The organism is Arthrobacter ipis (assembly GCF_014694315.1).
In the GTDB taxonomy this organism is placed as follows: domain Bacteria; phylum Actinomycetota; class Actinomycetes; order Actinomycetales; family Micrococcaceae; genus Arthrobacter; species Arthrobacter ipis.
This window is the reverse complement of the sequence record NZ_JAAOXD010000001.1, coordinates 202,464-216,834: the sequence shown is the minus strand read 5'-3', so window position 1 is coordinate 216,834 and position 14,371 is coordinate 202,464. Positions and strand designations below refer to the sequence as shown.

The window sequence follows — 14,371 nt, the reverse complement described above, 5'->3', positions numbered from 1 at the left end:
GGGCACCGACAAAATAGCCGACCCCCCGCGCCTCGGCGCGTCAGGACTCCTTGCTGCGCGGCCTGTCGAAGAAGTCGCGCGCGTCGTCGCCGCCTGCGTCAGGCGCGGCGGCCGCGGGCTTTTCGACTGCTTCTCGGCCTGAGGCGCCGTCGATTTCGTCCCCGAGGTCAGCCTCGGGACCGGCGGCGTCGTCGTCGGTGTGGTCCGCGGCGGCGGCACTACGGCCCTGGGCGTCGGCGAACCCGCGGAAAACAAGCCCTGCGATGCCGGCACCGACGATCGGGGCCACCCAGAACAGCCACAGCTGCCCCAGCGCCCAGCTGCTGCTGAAGAGCGCAGAGGCGGTGGCCCGGGCCGGGTTGAAGGGCGCATTGCCAAGGGCCTGGCCCAGCTGCAGCAGCACGGCAAATGCCAGCCCGACGGCGAAGGGCGCGGCGGCCGCATGGTTGTTGCGGCGGGCCGTCATGCCAAGGAACACGGCGACCAGTAGGGCTGCTCCAAGCACTTCCACGAGCAGCACGCCGGCCATCGATGTCTGGATCACGGAGTGCTCGCCGAAGCCGGCGGTGACAGTGTCGAAGGCCGTGCGCGCGTCCTGGATGTTGGGCACCGTGCGGAGGATGCCGAACAAGGCGAGCGCGCCCGCCGCCGCGCCGACCAGCTGCGCGCCGATGTAGGCAGCTGCAGCGGCGATGCCGATCCTGCCAGCGACGAGGTTGCCCAGGGTGATGGCCGGGTTGAAGTGCCCGCCAGAGATGTAAGCGAAGGCCAGCATCGCCGCTGTCACGGCAAGGCCTCCGGCGAGGGCGCCGGGCAGCGGGTTTGACTGCGGCAGGGTGAAGAGCGGCACGCCCAGCCCGGCGACCACCAGAAAGAGCGTTCCGAACGCCTCCGCTCCGAGCCTGGACAGGAGTCCGGGCCGGAATCCGTTGTCTCCGGCGGAATGCCGGTCATCGGTCGGGGGGACGGACACGGGGGTGCTCATGGGGGAATCCTTTGGTTTCTGTAGCGGGGAATGCCGCTCGCTTCGGGAGCCGGCCACAGCAGTCTGGCAGCAAAGTCTGGACGGTTGCTGAATCCGAGCTTATCGTCCGGCGTCCGGACCCCCGGCATTGGGAGTGCGATATCACAGCACAGTCCGGCGGCCAGCGGCCAACACCACAGCGCCCAGAATCACAAAGGCGGGACTGCTCCGGCGGGAAGGTAAATTTGCTTGCATGAGCAATGTTCCCGGCACCGTTCCGTCCCCCGAGTCCCGCATCCATGGCTGCCTGCTCGGCGGCGCCCTGGGCGACTCGCTCGGCTATGCCGTCGAGTTCGATCCCATAGACGAGATCCGGCGCCGTTTCGGCGCCGCCGGGCTCCGGGATTTTTCCGCGCTCGACGGCGGGGCCCACTTCTCGGACGACACCCAGATGACGCTGTACACGGTCGACGGGATCGTCGAGGCCCTGGAGTGGGCCAACTCCGGTGTCGGTGCTGACGCCAACGCCTGCGTCTGGCTTGCCTACCTGCGCTGGCTGGACACGCAGGGAGTGCCCGTGCCCGAATCCGCGCCGCGGCCGCAGTCACGCTGGATTGACGGCCAGGAGGTGCTGCGGCACCGGCGGGCACCCGGCAACGCCTGCCTGAGCGGGCTGGCCACCGGCGAAATGGGAACGATCTTTCGGCCGGTCAATCCGGATTCGAAGGGCTGCGGAACCGTCATGCGATCCGCGCCGTTCGGCCTGGTGCCGCACATTCCGGCGGAGTCCGTGTACAAGTTGAGCGCCGACGCGGCATCGCTCACCCACGGGCATCCCTCCGCCCGGCAGAGCGCCGGCGCTTTCAGCCTGCTGATCTACTTCCTGGTGCAGGGCAGCGGACTGGCCGAGGCAGCGCAGGCCGTCCTTGCCCGTGTGCTGGATGATAACGAGGCAGCCCCCGAGCTCCGCGAGCGGCTGGGTGCCGCGGTCCGCCTCGCCGGCGAAGCCGGTCAAACCGGTGCCGCCTCCGTACTCAGCCCGGAGGACCTGGTCCGTGAACTGGGTGAGGGCTGGGTGGCAGAGGAGGCTCTCGCCGTCGGCCTCTACGCGGTCCTGGCCACTGCTGTCCCGGTACACGGAGACCGCGCAGAGGGAGATGGCGCGCCCGATCCGGTGGAGCATTTCAAGGCGGCCATCGCCGTGGCCATCAACCACAGCGGTGACAGCGATTCCACCGGCTCCATCGCGGGCAACATCCTTGGTGCGTACTACGGCACGGACTGCCTGCCCGCGGACTGGCTCGAGGCGCTCGAAGCCCCCGAGGTGATCCGCGGCATGGCCGGACAGTTGGTTGCCGTCACGTCCGGCTGAGCGAAATGTTGTTGCATGCTTCGCAGACATCCTCGGGGATGAGTCCCCGGCGCTGCAGCAGGCCGAAGATGGCGCAGCCAAGGCAGAACCCGGCGGAGGCCTCCAGCGAGGCGGCAACAATCAGGACGGCCAGCAAGATCCACGCGGCGGGCGCGAGACCGGCGGCCAGCAGGACGGCGGCCGCGGTGGACATCGCGGCGCCGATGCCCTGGGCGAAACGCTTGGGCGGCCCGGGCACCAGCTTGACCCGTCCCAGCCGCGGGGCGAGGACCCTGACCGAAAGCAGGGCGAGCGGGGAGATCCTCGGGCCGAACAGCACGCGCAGCCAAAAGCCGGCGGCAATGACCGCCAGGCCCCAGCCGGAGCCGGTGAGCAGCGTCACGGCAGCCAGCAGGACCACCAGCCCCGCGGTGATGCGGGCCGCGTATTCGTTGACCGGGTTGGGAAAGGCGAACGCAGCACTCAATCTGCCCGGTGTGCCCGGTTTGCCTGGAACGCTCAGTTTGCCCATGAGGCAAGGCTAGGGAGCGGCGGCGGCGCCGGAAAACTTTGTTGCGCCATGTGTAGGCGCACCGCCCTTCAAGCCCTGTTGCGCCACGTATTCAGAGGCGCCGTGCACGGGCGCGCCGCCCACCATCTGCAGGAACTCCCCTTCGGAGATCACCTCGATGGCCTGGCCGCGATCATGCAGCTCCAGTACTCGCTTGGCCTTGCCGGTGAGCCGACCGGAGCGCAGGTCGCCGGCCACGAAGCCGTCACCCACCACGAGGACGCTGGTCCGTGCGGTGACCCGGCTTTCCGGGCGCGCCCCCAGTTCAGCGGACCGCGTCTTCGCCTCGGGCCGCGGCATCCCGAGCTGGCCGGTGAACACGACGGTCTGGCCGAACAGCGGGTTCCCGGGTTCGGCGTCGGGATTGGGCTCGGGATTCGGCCCTTCCTCGGGCCACCCGCTGCGGAACGGCCGGACCGCTCGGTCAGCACCGGCGCCGCCCGCGGCGGCGAGGGCTGAGACGGTCGCCTTGGAAAACTCACCGCTGGACGGATCGAACGCTGCCTGCTGCGGTATGGACAGCCCCAGCGAAAGGTAGAGCTCGGCAATGCTGTTGGCCCGGTTGCGCCCCGCGATGTCGATGAGGATGCCGGCGCACGCCCGGGCGTCCTCGGCCGCGTCGTGGTGGTTCACCAGGGGCACGCCCGCCTCCTCGGCGGCAAAGGGCAGGGAATTCGAAACCAGGGAGTAGCAGCGCCGGGAGAGCATCACGGTGCACACATAGTCGTAGGCGGGGCCGGGAAGCCCCGAGACTTCCAGCCCGGAGCGGATCACGCCGAGGTCGAAGGCCGCATTGTGCGCCGCGAGGATGTCGCCGCCGATGAACGCGCCGATCTCCGGGAACAGCTCGCCAAAGCGGGGCCGGCCGGCCACCTGCTCGGGCCTGATGCCGTGGACGCGGACGTTGTGGTAGTCGAACGAGTCATGGTTTTCCGGCGGCCGCATCAGCCACGAGGCCTCCTCGACGATGACGCCGCCGCGGACCTTGGTGAGGCCAACGGCGCACGGCGAACCGCGGAAGCCATTGGCGGTCTCGAAGTCGATCGCCGTAAAGTCCAAACCCACGGGGACAACTGTAGCCCGGCGGGGGCACGGAGCCCGTCAAGTACCCTTGAAACGTGAACTTTAATGCATTGAGCGACTTTGCCGTGCCCGCGCTGGGTGGCGCTGGCCCCGTCCAGCCGCAGCTGGCATCATTCCTGCCCGACTGGCTCAACCCCCAGATCTTCCTCGCCGACCCGGCCCTTGCCCCGTGGGTTGTTCTGCTGGTGTGCGGGATTATTTTCGCCGAAACCGGGCTGCTGATCGGATTCTTCCTGCCCGGCGATTCCATGCTGTTCACGGCGGGCCTGCTCGTGGCCACGGACACGATCAAATTCAATATCTGGCTCTTCGCCGCGCTGATCATCATGTCCGCCATCATCGGCAACCAGATGGGCTATCTCATCGGGTCCAAGGCGGGTCCTGCCATCTTCAACAAGCCGGACTCCAGGCTTTTCAAGCATGAGAACGTTGACAGTGCTCACAAGTTCTTCGAAAAGCACGGCGGCAAGGCCCTGATCCTGGCACGCTTTGTGCCCATCATCCGCACCTTTGTCCCCGTCATCGTGGGCGTTGCCCAGATGGACAAGCGGAAGTTCTTCCTCTTTAACGTCATCGGCGCCCTCCTCTGGGGCGGCGGCGTGACGCTTCTCGGCTACGTGCTGGGCGACAAGATTCCGTGGGTGCGGGAAAACCTGGACATCATCTTCATCGTCATCGTTCTGCTCTCGGTGATTCCTGTCGGCATTGAAGTTGTCCGCGGCATGACCGCCAAGCGCGAGGCCGCGGCCTTCGGGACGGACCCGGTGGAGGAGTTCATCGAGGAGCACGAGCCCGAGGCCGAGCGCAAAACCAACCTCGACTAACGGGAACGCTCCAGCAACGCGGGGTCACTTAGCGCCCAATGGGATGACCGGATTGGGCGGTAACTGACCCCGCGTTGCTGTTTACCGGAGGGCCTCGACGATCGAGGGAAGCAGCGCACGGAACGCCAGGCCCCGGTGGCTGATGGCGTTTTTCTCCTCCGGGCTGAGCTCGGCGCAGCTCCGGTCCAGGCCCACGGGTTCCAGGACGGGGTCGTAGCCGAACCCGCCTTCGCCGCGCGGCTCACGCAGCAGCGTGCCGGCCAACTGGCCGTACTCCACCACTTCGCGGGCCCCGTCTGCGGATGCCGACGCCGGCACTGCGAGGGCAGCGGCGCACACGAATGCGGCGCCGCGGTGGCCGTCCGGCACGTCCGCCAGCTGGGCCAGCAGAAGGTGCAGGTTGGCGTCGTCGTCACCGTGCCGGCCGGCCCAGCGCGCGGAGAAGATCCCCGGCGCGCCGCCCAGGACATCCACTGACAGCCCGGAGTCGTCGGCGATGGCCACCAGCCCCGTTGCCTCGGCAACCGCCCGCGCCTTCAGCAGAGAGTTTTCCGCAAAGGTCACCCCGGTTTCCGCGACGTCGGGGGCTCCGACGGCGGCGGCGTCCACCACCTGCGTGTCGACGTCGAGCCCCGGGATCTGTCCGCGCAGCAGCTCACGCAGCTCCCGCAGTTTCCCGGCGTTGCGCGTGGCCAGCACCAGCCGGGGTGCCGCCTCAGTTGCGGACACGCCGCTCACGGCGCTGTCACCACTCACGGCGCTGTTCCCACTCACGGAGCTTCAGACAGGGTCTCGCGCTGGATCGCGGCCAGCTGTTCCGTCCCCAGCAGTGCCAGGTCCAGCAGCTTGTTGAGCTCATCCCGGTCGAAGGGGGCTCCCTCAGCCGTTCCCTGGACCTCCACGAACTTGCCGGAGCCGGTCACTACGACATTCATGTCGGTTTCGGCCCGCACATCCTCGATGTACGGCAGGTCCAGCATCGGAATACCGTCGATGATCCCCACGGACACGGCGGCGATGGTGTCCACCAGCGGTTGGGCATTGCGGGCGATCATCTTGTTCTCGCGGGCAAAGCGAATGGCCTCGGCGAGCGCCACATAGGCGCCGGTGATGGCCGCCGTCCGCGTACCGCCGTCGGCCTGCAGGACATCGCAGTCCAACACGATGGTGTTCTCCCCCAGGGCCTTGGTGTCGATGATCGACCGCAAGGAGCGCCCGATGAGGCGGGAGATCTCGTGGGTGCGGCCGCCGATCTTGCCCTTGACGGATTCGCGGTCCGAGCGGGTGTTCGTGGCACGCGGGAGCATGGCATATTCGGCGGTCACCCAGCCGCGGCCTTCGCCCTTGAGCCAGCGCGGAACACCTTCGGTGAGGGAAGCGGTGCACAGGACCCGGGTGTTGCCGAACTCGATGAGGGCCGATCCCTCGGCCTGCTTCGACCAGCCGCGGGTGATGCTGATGGGCCGGAGCTGGTCCGGGGTGCGGCCGTCGGCACGGATGACGGGGGCAGTGGTTGCTTCGGAAGTCATGCCTTTAGCTTATCGATTTATCGGGCTGCACCCGGCCGCCCCGGGAAGCTGCTCAGACCGTGTAGTGCACGCCCGCCACTGCCACGGCCACGTCACCGGTGAAGGCGGGACGCGCCTCCGCCATGACCTTGGTCTGGGACGTCCACACCGGAATATGGGTCAGGAGAAGGCGCCGGGCGCCAGCGGCCGCGGCTGCCTCGGCGGCCCGTTTGCCGGTCAAGTGGACGTCCTTGATGCCGTCGTCACGGCCCTCCTCGAAGGCCGCCTCGCAAAGAAAGAGGTCGGCGTCCTTGGCCGCCTCCTCCAGCCCGCGGCACGAATCCGTGTCGCCTGAATATGTCAGCACGCGGGTCACGGCATTCCCGGCGGCGTCCGGCTCGGTCACCTCCACGCGCAGCGCATAGGCCTCCTCCACCGGGTGGTTCACGGCGAAGGGCGTTACAGTGAAGGGCCCGACGGTGACGGACTGGCGCTCGGTCCAGTTCGTGAAGTCGAACTCCTCGTGCATCCCCGGATCCAGGTCCAGCCCGTAGGCAGTTGCCATCCTGTCGGCGGTGGCGGCAGGGCCCCAGACGGGGATCCTGCCCCGGTCCCAGCCGCCGGGCTTCCAGCGCACCGCCACGTGCAGGCCACAAAGGTCCATGCAGTGATCGGGGTGCAGGTGGGTGAGGAAAATCGCGTCGATGTCCTCGAGGTCCGTGTACCGCTGGATGGCGCCAAGGGCCCCGCTGCCGAGGTCCATGACCACCTTCCACACCCGTTCGCCGTCGTTGGCGGTCAGCAGGTAGCAGGAGGCGGGCGATCCGGGGCCGGGAAATGAGCCCGTGCAGCCGACGATGGTGAGCTTCACAGGAACGACCCCCCGGTGGCTGCTCCGCCGCCGGCGGCCTGCCCGACGAAGTTGGAGATGCGCGGGCGGGCGGCCGCGTTCCGTGCGGCGGCGATCATTTCGGGGGTGATCCGCGCCAGGCTGCCCGTGGGGTACTGGGCCGCGACGTGGTCCACGTGCTTGACGCTAAGCACCTCCGGTCCCAGGAACCTGCGGGCCAGCGCTTCGAACTGGCCCGGATCGCCGGTGGCGATGAAGCTGTGCTCCGGCGGCGCCGGGTCCGTCCGTTCCAGGCCGTTGCTGGCCAGCGCCCGGTAAACGTCCTTGGCGGTTTCCTCGGCGCTGGAGACCAGCGTGACGTCCTCGCCCATGACGTAGGAGATCACGCCGGTCAGGAGCGGATAGTGCGTGCAGCCCAGCACCACGGTGTCCACGCCCGCGGCTTTCAGCGGCTCAAGGTACTCGCGGGCGACCTCGAGCAGTTCCGGCCCCGTGGTGATGCCGGCCTCCACGTACGGCACGAATGCAGGGCAGGCCACGGAGGTGATCGCCAGGTCGGGCGCCGCGGCGAAGGTGTCCTCGTAGGCACGTGAGCCCACCGTGGCGGAGGTGCCGATCACGCCCACCCGGCCGCTGCGGGTGGCCGCGACGGCGCGGCGCACGGCCGGCTGGATCACCTCGATGACGGGAATTCCGTAACGCGCCGTGTAGCGTTCGCGGGCATCACGGAGCACCGCGGCCGACGCCGAGTTGCAGGCGATGGTGAGCAGCTTGACGCCGGAGTCCACGAGTTCGTCCATGACGCCGAGGGCGTTGGCGCGCACCTCCGCGATGGGCAGCGGCCCGTACGGGCCGTGGGCGGTGTCGCCGACGTAGAGGATGGATTCGTTCGGCAGCTGGTCAATGATCGACCGCGCCACCGTGAGGCCGCCGACCCCGGAGTCGAAGACGCCGATCGGCAGCGATCCCACATTTACGCCGTCGGCCGTTGCGGACTCCGCTGCAGCTCCCGCTGCCGGATCCATGCTCGATGCTGAAGTCATGATTATTTGAGGATAGGTCTTCCCGTGAGGTGCGGCCATCACTTGTGGCGGGCGACTCATGTCGAATTTGTCACATCCGGCGCCGCCGGAATCGACGCCGGAACGGCTCAGGCCCGCTTGTCCAGTGACTGCAGCATCGCCTGCACGAGGGATTCCTGCAGCCACGTGGTGAAGTTGTAGACCAGTGCGAGGTAGCTTTCCACGTCCTCGGCCTGGGACCAGTCCTGCATCTGGTGGACGTGGTCCGCGTCCGCCTCGTCCCGGATGTCGAGCCGCTCGGCGAGCACCAGCCGCACGTCGTTCAGCGCCGTGGACCAGTGCCGGGCATCAGCCGGCGTCAGGACGAGCTCGTCCTTGTCCAGCCCCAGGGCGGCGGCGCGCAACGCGCCGATTTTGCTTTCCCGCAGTGAGCGTTCCGTGAGCTGGCGGAACTCAAGCGAGGCCGCGGCGTCGTCCTTCACTGCGTTGGGCAGCAGCCGGCGCAGGGCGCGGTCCGACGGTTCCCGGACCTCCATGTCCAGTCCGATCATCGCGGCGAGCGGATCCTCGGAGCCGCGGTCCGAGGGCTCCAGCATGGAGATGACATCGGCGAAGAGGCTGCGCAGCAGTTCCCTCTCGGCCGGTTCCAGAAAGCCGGAGATGCCTTTAAGTCCGTATTTGAAAGCCTTAGCCACGTTTTCCCTTGCCCTTGCCCGGGCCGCGCTTGCCGCCCCCGCTGTCTCCGCCGGTGGCCTTCTCCACGGTGGCCCACAGGCCGAACCCGTGCATCGCCACCGCGTGCTGCTCCACCTGTTCCTTGCTGCCGTGGGCAACGATGGACCGGCCCTTCCTGTGCACCTCAAGCATCAGCTTGTTGGCTTTGGTTTCCGGGTAGCCAAAATAGCTCTGGAACACGTAGCTGACGTAGCTCATGAGATTAACGGGGTCATTCCAGATGACGAGGTTCCAAGGGACGTCCGGGGCGGTCAGTGCGTCGGTGGACACCGCCGTTCCGGTCTGGGTGCTCTCCTGGGTGTCAGGGCCGAGCGCAACGCTTAAGGTCATCTGTCCATTCTATGGCGATGCTGGGCCCACGCCGGCGAGGGCCCCGCGGCGAAGCGAAGCAAGACGTGGGAGCCGGTGGGGACTAGAGTGATTTTTGTGAGTAACTCCGCCGGCTGGGAGCAGCCCCGCACGTCCCTGTTCACCGACCATTACGAGCTGACCATGCTGCAGGGGGCCCTCCATTCCGGCGCCGCGCACCGCAAAGCCGTGTTCGAGGCGTTCGCGCGCCGGCTCCCGGACGGGCGCCGCTACGGAATTGTGGGCGGTACGGGCCGGCTGCTCGAAGGCATCACGGCGTTCCGGTTCGGCGACGCGGAGCTCGAATTCCTGGCACGCACCGGCGTGGTTAACAAGGAGACGCTCGACTACCTGGCCGACTTCCGCTTCACCGGCGACATCTGGGGATACGCCGAGGGCGAGGCCTATTTCCCCAACTCCCCCATCCTGATCGTCGAATCAACGTTCGCCGAGGCGTGCATCCTGGAGACCTACGTCCTGTCCGTCCTCAACCATGACAGCGCCATCGCCTCGGCGGCGTCGCGCATGGTGATGGCGGCCGGCCAGCGGCCCTGCATCGAGATGGGGTCCCGGCGGACCCAGGAGGAATCAGCCACGGCTGCCGCCCGTGCCGCGGTCATAGCCGGGTTCGACAGCACCTCAAACCTCGAGGCCGGGCTCCGGTACGGACTCAAGACGGTGGGCACCGCCGCCCACTCCTTCACGCTGCTCCACGACACCGAGCGGGACGCCTTTGAGGCGCAGGTCGCCTCCCTGGGGGCCGGCACCTCGCTGCTGGTGGACACGTACGACGTCGAGACCGCCGTCCGTACGGCCGTTGACATCGCCGGGGACAAGTTGGGCGCCGTGCGGCTGGACTCCGGCGACCTGGTGGAGCAGGCGCAGTGGGTCCGGCAGCTGCTGGACGAGCTGGGCAACGAGCGCACCCGCATCACAGTGACCTCGGACCTGGACGAATACGCGATTGCGGCACTGCAGTCCGCCCCCGTCGACTCCTACGGGGTGGGCACCTCCCTCGTGACGGGCTCCGGTGCACCCACCGCGAGCATGGTCTACAAGCTGGTCAGCCGGACCAACGACGCCGGAGAGTTCGTTTCGGTGGCCAAGGCCGCCAAGAACAAGACGAGCAAAGGCGGGCGCAAGTACGCCCTCCGCCGGCTCAACGACAACGGTACGGCCATGCAGGAGCTCATCGGAGTGGGCCACCGGCCGGCGGACGACGGCAATGACCGTGCGCTGCTGCAGCAGTTCATCAAGAACGGCGAGCTCCTGCCTGGCTGGACCGGCCACGAAGGCGTCCTGCGCGCCCGGCAGCGCCACGCCGATTCCATGGCCGAACTGCCCTCGATAGTCCACCGCCTGCACCGCGGCGAGCCGGCTATTCCGACCCTCTATGAGGACAACTGATGGGAACTGAGGAGAACTGATGGCACGGGCACTCATCATCGTCGACGTCCAGAACGATTTCTGCGAGGGCGGCGCGCTGCCGGTGGAGGGCGGGGCCTCCGTGGCCGGGGCCATCAGCGAGTACGTCGAGAACCACCACGGCCAGTTCGACCACATAGTGGCCACGCAGGACTGGCACATCGATCCGGGCGCCCATTTCTCGGAAGCGCCGGACTTCAAGGACACCTGGCCGCCGCACTGCGTGGCCGGGACCCAGGGTGCCGAGCTGCACCCGGAACTCGACACCGAGCACATCCAGGCCTACTTCCACAAGGGCCTGTACACCGCGGCCTATTCCGGGTTCGAAGGCCTGCTGGCACCGGAGGACGCCGTCCCCACCGGCGAGCGGCAGCCCGGTTCCCTGCCGGGTTCAATGTCCGGAGCGGCCGACCCCGGCTACGCCCCTGAGGAAGACGCTATCGGCCTGGACGACTGGCTCCAGAGCCACGACGTGGAGGACGTCGTGGTGGTGGGCCTGGCCACCGACCACTGCGTCATGGCGACATCACTGGATGCCGTCCAGGCCGGCTACGCCGTCACCGTGATCAAACGGCTGACGGCGGGGATCGCCGATGACCTCGACGACACCTACGCAGAAATGGAGCTGGGCGGCGTGGACCTGGAGTAGGTTCACGCCTGGTTCCCGCCTGCTTCCCGCGGCGCTATGTCCTGCCGATGAACCAGTCCTGAAGCTTCTTCAGCCTGGACTGGAGCTGCTCCTCGTTCGCCTGTGCCACCGGAGGGCCGCCGCAGACGGTCCGCAGCTTTGTGTGCACCACGCCATGCGGTGTGCCCGTCCGTGCGGACCAGGCCGCCACGTTCTTCGCCAGCTCGTTCCGCAGGTCCATCAGCATCCGGTGGTCGGGTACCGCGGGGGCGGCGGGCGCCGCCGCAGGGCCCTGGCGTTTCTTGCGGCCCTGCTGCTCATGCTGGCGCTGGCGCAACAGCATGCCCACCTGCTCGGCGTCCAGCAGGCCCGGGATGCCGAGGAAGTCCAGCTCATCCTCGGAGCCGATGTCGCCTCCAGTGCCGAACTCGCCGCCGTCGAACAGCACCCGGTCGAACGACGCCTGCGAGTCCAGCGCCTCAAACTTGCCCTTGGTCAGGCTGTCCGATGCCTTCTCCTCGCGGTTCGCCTCGTCCATCAGCGACTCTTCGAGGTCCATCAGGCCGTCCCCGTCATCGTTCTGCGGCCGGTCCAGGGCATGGTCACGTTCGGCTTCCATGCTGTTGGCCAGCGCCATCAGCGGGGGAACGGACGGCAGGAAGACCGAGGCCGTCTCGCCCCGTTTCCGGGAACGCACAAAGCGGCCCACTGCCTGGGCGAAGAACAAGGGGGTGGAGGTTGACGTCGCGTAGACGCCCACCGACAGGCGCGGCACGTCCACGCCTTCGGACACCATGCGCACGGCAACCATCCAGCGCTGGTTGCCCGCGCTGAACTCCTCAATCTTGTTTGAAGCCTTCGCGTCATCGGACAGAATCACGGTGGGCGACTCGCCGGTGATCTTCTTGAGCTGGCCGGCGTACGCCCGGGCGTCCTCGTGATCAGTGGCAATCACCAGGCCGCCGGCGTCGGCAACGGATCGCCGGACCTCGCTGAGCCGCTTGTCCGCTCCCGCCAGAACGGCGGGAATCCATTCCCCCGCAGGGTTCAGTGCGGTCCGCCAGGCCTGCGACGTGATGTCCTTGGTGACCGCGGCCTCGCCGAGGGAGGCGGCCATCTCGTCACCGGCGCTGGTGCGCCAGCGCATCTGCCCCGAATACGCCATGAAGATGACCGGCCGCACCACGTGGTCACGGAGCGCATTTCCGTAGCCGTAGGTGTAGTCCGATTTGGAGCGCCGGATGCCCTCGCGGTCCTCCGTGTACTCCACGAACGGAATGGGCGAGGTGTCCGAACGGAATGGCGTACCGGTCAGGGAAAGCCGCCGGGCAGCGGGGTCGAAGGCCTCGCGGAGGCCGTCGCCCCAGGACAGCGCCTCGCCGCCGTGGTGGATTTCGTCAAGGATCACCAGGGTGCGGGCGGCCTCGGTCTTGGCCCGGTGAAGCATGGGCTTGCTGGCCACCTGCGCATAGGTCACGGCCACGCCGATGAACCCGCGTCCGTGCTGTCCGTCCGAATTCTTGAAGTTCGGGTCAATCGCGATGCCGACGCGCGCCGCAGCGTCAGCCCACTGCCGCTTCAGGTGGTCCGTGGGCGCCACGATGGTCACGCGGTTCACCGTGCCGGCCTCGATGAGCATGGAGGCCACCCTGAGCGCAAAGGTGGTTTTGCCGGCGCCGGGGGTGGCCACTGCCATGAAGTCGCGAGGAGCCCTGCTGAAGTAAAGGTCCAGGGCTTCCTGCTGCCAGGCACGGAGCTTCTGGGCGGTTCCCCAGGCTGCACGTTCCGGATAAGCCGGAGGCAGGGTGGGTCCGCCGAAGAGTGTCTCCGTCACTACTTGTTGTTGCCTGAGTCTCCGCCGGACCCCTTGCCGCCGTCATTGCCCGGGCGGAGGCCGTCATAGACCTCTTTACACTCGGGGCAGACCGGGAACTTCTGCGGATCCCGTCCAGGCGTCCAGACCTTGCCGCACAGCGCGATGACCGGTTCACCCGTCAACGCGGACTCCATGATCTTTTCCTTGCGCACGTAGTGCGAGAAGCGCTCACGGTCGCCGGGCTCCACTTCCTGGCGCAGTTCCTCGCGCTCAATGGTTGCGGTGGACGATCCGGCTCCGGAAAGCTCACGCATGGGGTCGTTGTCGAGAGGATCCGTCATGCTACTCATGGCATCCATCTTAGCTGTTCCGGACGGGCGGCCGCGGGAGGTCCCGGGCGCAGGTTCCTCTCAGAGCCCCTGCCACGCCGGTTTGTGGTCAAAGGTGTGACGGTAGTAGTCGGCGAGCTTCAGTGACGACGCGGCCGCCTCGTCCACCACGATGGAGGCATGGGGGTGCAACTGCAGGACAGAGGCAGGACAGATCGCGGCAAGGGGCCCCTCCACGAGGTCGTGAACGGCCTGCGCCTTCTGGGCTCCGGTGGCCAGCAGGATCGCGTGCCGCGACTCGAGGATGGTGCCCAGCCCCTGGGTCACCACGTGGTGCGGAACCTCTTCAAGGCTGTGGAAAAAGCGGGCGTTGTCGCGCCGGGTCTGCTCGATGAGCGACTTGATCCGGGTGCGGGATGCCAGCGATGACCCCGGCTCGTTGAAGCCGATATGCCCGTCGGTGCCCAGGCCCAGAAGCTGCAGGTCGATGCCGCCGCGCTCCCTGATCCGGTCCTCGTAGGCCCGGCAGGCTGCCGGGATGTCCGCGGCGCTTCCGTCCGGTCCGAGGACGTTCGCGGGGCCGATGTTGACCCGGTTGGCGAAGTCGCGGCGGATCACCTCCCGGTAGGACTCGGGGTGTCCTGCCTCCAGCCCGACGTATTCATCAAGGGTGAACCCGAAGGCACGGCTGAAGTCCAGGCCGCCCTGTTCGTGGCGCCGGACGAGCTCATCGTAGACCGGCAGCGGCGATGATCCCGTGGCAAGCCCCAGCACGGCGTCGGGCTTGTTCCGCAGCAGGCTTTCCACCGCGTCCGCCACCAGGGAGGCAATCTGCTTGCCGCCCGGAAGTATGACGACTTCCATTTCCGGCCTTTCTCTCAGCTGTCCTGCTAGTCAACCACGGCGGGTCCCCGCCC

At 67.8% G+C, this 14,371-nt stretch carries 16 protein-coding genes; 4 read left to right on the top strand and 12 right to left on the bottom strand.

Annotation, left to right across the window (positions count from 1 at the left end):
• Positions 1 to 40: 40 nt before the first annotated feature.
• The gene (locus G9E11_RS00950; protein WP_190602142.1) at positions 41 to 985 is read right to left on the bottom strand and encodes an MIP/aquaporin family protein; all 945 of its coding nucleotides are present in this window, start codon (positions 983 to 985) and stop codon (positions 41 to 43) included.
• Positions 986 to 1,217: 232 nt separating this feature from the next.
• Between G9E11_RS00950 and G9E11_RS00945 the strand changes: the two genes are divergently transcribed.
• Positions 1,218 to 2,336, top strand: a complete 1,119-nt coding sequence (locus G9E11_RS00945) for an ADP-ribosylglycohydrolase family protein (protein ID WP_190602140.1) — start codon at positions 1,218 to 1,220, stop codon at positions 2,334 to 2,336.
• On the opposite strand, the gene G9E11_RS00940 is transcribed toward G9E11_RS00945, so the two are convergent.
• Both G9E11_RS00940 and G9E11_RS00935 read right to left on the bottom strand, forming a co-directional pair.
• Positions 2,323 to 2,847, bottom strand: coding sequence for a DUF4395 domain-containing protein (locus G9E11_RS00940; protein WP_190602138.1), 525 nt, complete (start codon positions 2,845 to 2,847; stop codon positions 2,323 to 2,325). The genes G9E11_RS00945 and G9E11_RS00940 overlap by 14 nt on opposite strands.
• Before the next feature lie 9 nt (positions 2,848 to 2,856).
• The gene (locus G9E11_RS00935) at positions 2,857 to 3,951 is read right to left on the bottom strand and encodes a 3'-5' exonuclease (RefSeq protein ID WP_311764274.1); all 1,095 of its coding nucleotides are present in this window, start codon (positions 3,949 to 3,951) and stop codon (positions 2,857 to 2,859) included.
• A gap of 68 nt (positions 3,952 to 4,019) precedes the next feature.
• Between G9E11_RS00935 and G9E11_RS00930 the strand changes: the two genes are divergently transcribed.
• Complete coding sequence (locus tag G9E11_RS00930; protein WP_190603555.1) at positions 4,020 to 4,793, top strand: VTT domain-containing protein; 774 nt, start codon at positions 4,020 to 4,022, stop codon at positions 4,791 to 4,793.
• A gap of 81 nt (positions 4,794 to 4,874) precedes the next feature.
• On the opposite strand, the gene rdgB is transcribed toward G9E11_RS00930, so the two are convergent.
• The 6 genes from rdgB to clpS form a co-directional block, all read right to left on the bottom strand.
• Positions 4,875 to 5,549: an RdgB/HAM1 family non-canonical purine NTP pyrophosphatase gene (rdgB, locus tag G9E11_RS00925; RefSeq protein ID WP_414635166.1), complete on the bottom strand. Its 675-nt coding sequence runs from the start codon at positions 5,547 to 5,549 to the stop codon at positions 4,875 to 4,877.
• 14 nt (positions 5,550 to 5,563) lie between these two features.
• Positions 5,564 to 6,322 carry a ribonuclease PH gene (gene rph, locus G9E11_RS00920; RefSeq protein ID WP_194717739.1) on the bottom strand — a complete coding sequence of 253 codons (759 nt, stop codon included), beginning with the start codon at positions 6,320 to 6,322 and terminating at the stop codon, positions 5,564 to 5,566.
• Between the two features lie 52 nt (positions 6,323 to 6,374).
• A complete protein-coding gene (locus G9E11_RS00915) occupies positions 6,375 to 7,172 on the bottom strand; it encodes an MBL fold metallo-hydrolase (RefSeq protein WP_190602136.1) in 798 nt (265 codons plus the stop codon).
• Positions 7,169 to 8,194 carry a glutamate racemase gene (murI, locus tag G9E11_RS00910; RefSeq protein ID WP_414635165.1) on the bottom strand — a complete coding sequence of 342 codons (1,026 nt, stop codon included), beginning with the start codon at positions 8,192 to 8,194 and terminating at the stop codon, positions 7,169 to 7,171. The genes G9E11_RS00915 and murI overlap by 4 nt, the downstream gene beginning before the upstream one ends.
• A 107-nt stretch (positions 8,195 to 8,301) precedes the next feature.
• Positions 8,302 to 8,868, bottom strand: coding sequence for a DUF2017 domain-containing protein (locus G9E11_RS00905; RefSeq protein ID WP_190602134.1), 567 nt, complete (start codon positions 8,866 to 8,868; stop codon positions 8,302 to 8,304).
• The gene (gene clpS / locus G9E11_RS00900; protein WP_190602132.1) at positions 8,861 to 9,238 is read right to left on the bottom strand and encodes an ATP-dependent Clp protease adapter ClpS; all 378 of its coding nucleotides are present in this window, start codon (positions 9,236 to 9,238) and stop codon (positions 8,861 to 8,863) included. The genes G9E11_RS00905 and clpS overlap by 8 nt, the downstream gene beginning before the upstream one ends.
• Before the next feature lie 96 nt (positions 9,239 to 9,334).
• Between clpS and G9E11_RS00895 the strand changes: the two genes are divergently transcribed.
• Together G9E11_RS00895 and G9E11_RS00890 are read left to right on the top strand one after the other, a co-directional pair.
• Entirely contained in the window at positions 9,335 to 10,663 is a 1,329-nt protein-coding gene (locus G9E11_RS00895) for a nicotinate phosphoribosyltransferase (protein WP_190602130.1), read from the top strand.
• Between the two features lie 19 nt (positions 10,664 to 10,682).
• Positions 10,683 to 11,330 (top strand): isochorismatase family protein, encoded by a 648-nt coding sequence (locus tag G9E11_RS00890; RefSeq protein WP_190602128.1) that lies wholly within the window; start codon positions 10,683 to 10,685, stop codon positions 11,328 to 11,330.
• 34 nt (positions 11,331 to 11,364) lie between these two features.
• On the opposite strand, the gene G9E11_RS00885 is transcribed toward G9E11_RS00890, so the two are convergent.
• Genes G9E11_RS00885 through nagB form a run of 3 tightly spaced genes read right to left on the bottom strand, consistent with a single transcriptional unit; the run spans position 11,365 to position 14,318 of the window.
• Positions 11,365 to 13,143 carry a DEAD/DEAH box helicase gene (locus tag G9E11_RS00885; RefSeq protein WP_190602126.1) on the bottom strand — a complete coding sequence of 593 codons (1,779 nt, stop codon included), beginning with the start codon at positions 13,141 to 13,143 and terminating at the stop codon, positions 11,365 to 11,367.
• Complete coding sequence (locus G9E11_RS00880) at positions 13,143 to 13,484, bottom strand: DUF3039 domain-containing protein (protein ID WP_102972082.1); 342 nt, start codon at positions 13,482 to 13,484, stop codon at positions 13,143 to 13,145. Before G9E11_RS00880 ends, G9E11_RS00885 begins: the two co-directional genes overlap by 1 nt.
• Before the next feature lie 51 nt (positions 13,485 to 13,535).
• Entirely contained in the window at positions 13,536 to 14,318 is a 783-nt protein-coding gene (nagB, locus tag G9E11_RS00875; RefSeq protein WP_190602124.1) for a glucosamine-6-phosphate deaminase, read from the bottom strand.
• Positions 14,319 to 14,371 lie beyond the last annotated feature (53 nt).